Below are 2,570 nucleotides of genomic sequence, written 5' to 3' on the forward strand. Positions count from 1 at the left end.
GGCTGGATCTGGCCGACATTGCCGAGCGGCTGCAAATGGCCGGCGAGATCGGGCCGCCGGCAGGCGACCCGGATGCGATAGCCGCGCTTGGCCAACGCGCGCACGACATGGCGGCCGACAAAGCCTGACCCGCCAAAGACGACGACGAGCTTTGGGGTCTGCAGGATTTCGGTCATGGCTGGCTCCGGCGCTCGCAGGCTTGGCTGAAGCCGTTTCATAATCCGTTTCGTGCCAAAGGCAAAGGGCGACGCGTCGTCGCTATCAGCCTGTCAGAACGCTTTGCCGATACGGTTGTCGACCGAATGGCGGTTGCCGCCGCGAATGACGAAGAAGAGCAGGATCGCTGCCCACAGCAGCGACTTTTCCGCACCCGAATAGCCTTGGCCCATGGTGACCCAGTGGAACCAGACCGTGACCAGCAGCACGAACAGGCCGGCAAAGGCGGCCGGCCGCGTCAAAAAGCCGATGGCGATGAAGATGCCGCCAAAGAATTCAGTGCAGGCCAGAAGCAACGACCACAACGCGCCCGGATAGAAGCCGAGACCCTCGACCATCTCGGCAGCGCCGAAAGGATTGGTGATCTTCTGCGAACCGTGGATGGCGAGAAACCCGCCGGCGACGACGCGAAGAACGGTTTCGGCACCATCGTGCAGGGCCGCGTAAAACCTGCCAAGGACCGGGATGACAAGGGCGTTGCGGGGATTGTCCGTGCTTGCCGACATTGTAGCTCCTCTGTTTTGCTCAATCAGCGCAAACGGCCGATCAGGTTGGTCGAAGTCAAATAAACAAAAGTTGACCAAAACGAGAATGTTTTACCATCGTGCGATCAAAACGCAGAAAACCCCGCCGAAGCGGGGTTTTCCGGGTGACATCCATGCGAAGCCAGGGGCCGACGGCGCGGCCTGACCTGAGACGGTATCAGGAGGGCGTGAAGCAAGTACGCCCACCCCAGCCCTGAACATCCGACATGGTGCCACCAACCTTCTTGCAGGCGGCGACGAAATCAGCGCTGCAATTGGCGAATTTTGCATGGCCGTTCTTGCAGTAGTGGTCTTCGGTGGCCCCGCCGCTCGGGGCAGCGATGACACCCGGGCTGGACGGCTTGACCGGTGCGGCCTTCAGGGTGGCTGCCTGTGTGGCGCCCATGAACGAGCCGAGCAGAAGGACGGCGGTCAGCATGGTGATCTTGGTGTTGGTCATGGCAATTTCCTTTGATTTGGGTTGAGTTTTCCGAAGCGCGAAGGACCGGCCTTCGCGTGATGCAGGCTTTCGATTTCGGTTTGCTGCTTCCCTCGGTGTGGATCGGGCAAGCTCGCCTTGCCCTGGACAAAGCTGGGTCGCAGCAAGGCGCGGAAAGGTTCAGCGGCGCGCAAAGAAAATCGCACTGCGCCGCGCCTGCGGCGGACGAATTCCAGATAACTAATTGATATTTAATAATATTCAGGAAGAATAGCGTGCAGCGAATTCGGAAATGCGCTGCACCACGGCCTTCGATGCGGTAATGCCGCGCGCTTGCGCCTTCTCGGCGGCCTCTGCGCGGGCACGACCGGGCACATGCACGCCGAAGCGCCGCCGCAGCCGGTCAAGCTGGTCCTTCATTCGTTGCTCGAAATCTGGATCGAGCAGCTTGGGTTCGATAGCAAGCACGAACAGTCCCGTGCCGGGGCTGTCCGGCCCGCCGCTGAACCATGGCGCGTCGAGCGACCAGTTGGCGCCCGACAGGCCCGCCGCCAGCACCTCGACCATCAGCGCGATGTTGGCGCCGCGCTGACCGCCGAAGGCGAGCATTGCACCCTTCATGGCGGCGGCGGGATCGGTGGTCGGATTGCCGCTGGCGTCCAGTGCCCAGCCTTCCGGGATTGTCTTGCCGTCCTCGGCCGCTTTGCGGATGTTGACGAAAGCGGTGGCGCTCGACGACTGGTCGATGACCAGCGGCGCCCCGTCGGCGGCAGGCGCGGCAAACGACATCGGGTTGGTGCAGTAGACCGGCTTGACCGAGCCCGAGCCGGCAAGCACGGCCGGGCCGTTGGTGGCTGCGAACGACACCAGTCCTTGTGCTGCCAGCCTTCCGGTGAAATAGCCGAGCGCGCCGCATGTATAGGCGTTCTTCTGCGAGAAGATGGCGACACCGAACAGCTTTGCCGCCTTGGCGAGGTCGTCGATGTTGCGGTCGAAGCCGGTATGCGCCAGCCCGCCGCGTGCATCGGAGAGATAGACTGCCAGCGCCGGCCGTGTGATCACCGGGTCGGCATTGCCGTCGATGCGTCCGGCTTCCAGCGCCTCGAGATAGTCGATGAAATGCGACAGACCGACCGAGGAAAGCCCTTCGGCCTCGGCTGATATGATCGAAGCAGTGAGCGATTGCGCCGCTTCCTCATTGGCGCCGGCGCCAAGTGCCGCCATCCGGCACAGTCCTTTTGCCTGGTCGAGACTGAGTTGCATCATGGCCGTCCTAGGGGAGTAGGGGAATAGGGGAGTACGGGACAGTGGGCAGTGAATAGCGAATGGGGATGGAAATGTGAATGTGGATAGTGGCCCGATACTCCCCTACTCCCCTACTCCCCTACTCC

General features: G+C 62.2%; 4 protein-coding genes. All 4 read right to left on the reverse strand.

Annotation, left to right across the window (positions count from 1 at the left end; translation table 11 throughout):
* A partial coding sequence (locus tag ENZ74_RS28575) for an NAD-dependent epimerase/dehydratase family protein (protein WP_127313171.1) occupies positions 1-176 on the reverse strand: 176 nt, incomplete at its 3' end.
* 93 nt (positions 177-269) lie between these two features.
* A complete protein-coding gene (locus tag ENZ74_RS28580) occupies positions 270-722 on the reverse strand; it encodes a DoxX family protein (protein ID WP_013528194.1) in 453 nt (150 codons plus the stop codon).
* Positions 723-918: 196 nt separating this feature from the next.
* Positions 919-1,200, reverse strand: a complete 282-nt coding sequence (locus tag ENZ74_RS28585) for a hypothetical protein (RefSeq protein WP_013528193.1) — start codon at positions 1,198-1,200, stop codon at positions 919-921.
* 240 nt (positions 1,201-1,440) lie between these two features.
* Positions 1,441-2,442, reverse strand: a complete 1,002-nt coding sequence (locus ENZ74_RS28590; RefSeq protein WP_063170442.1) for an Ldh family oxidoreductase — start codon at positions 2,440-2,442, stop codon at positions 1,441-1,443.
* Positions 2,443-2,570: the final 128 nt, after the last annotated feature.

This window comes from Mesorhizobium sp. M7A.F.Ca.CA.002.15.2.1 (assembly GCF_003998715.1).
GTDB classification, from domain to species: Bacteria; Pseudomonadota; Alphaproteobacteria; order Rhizobiales; family Rhizobiaceae; genus Mesorhizobium; species Mesorhizobium ciceri.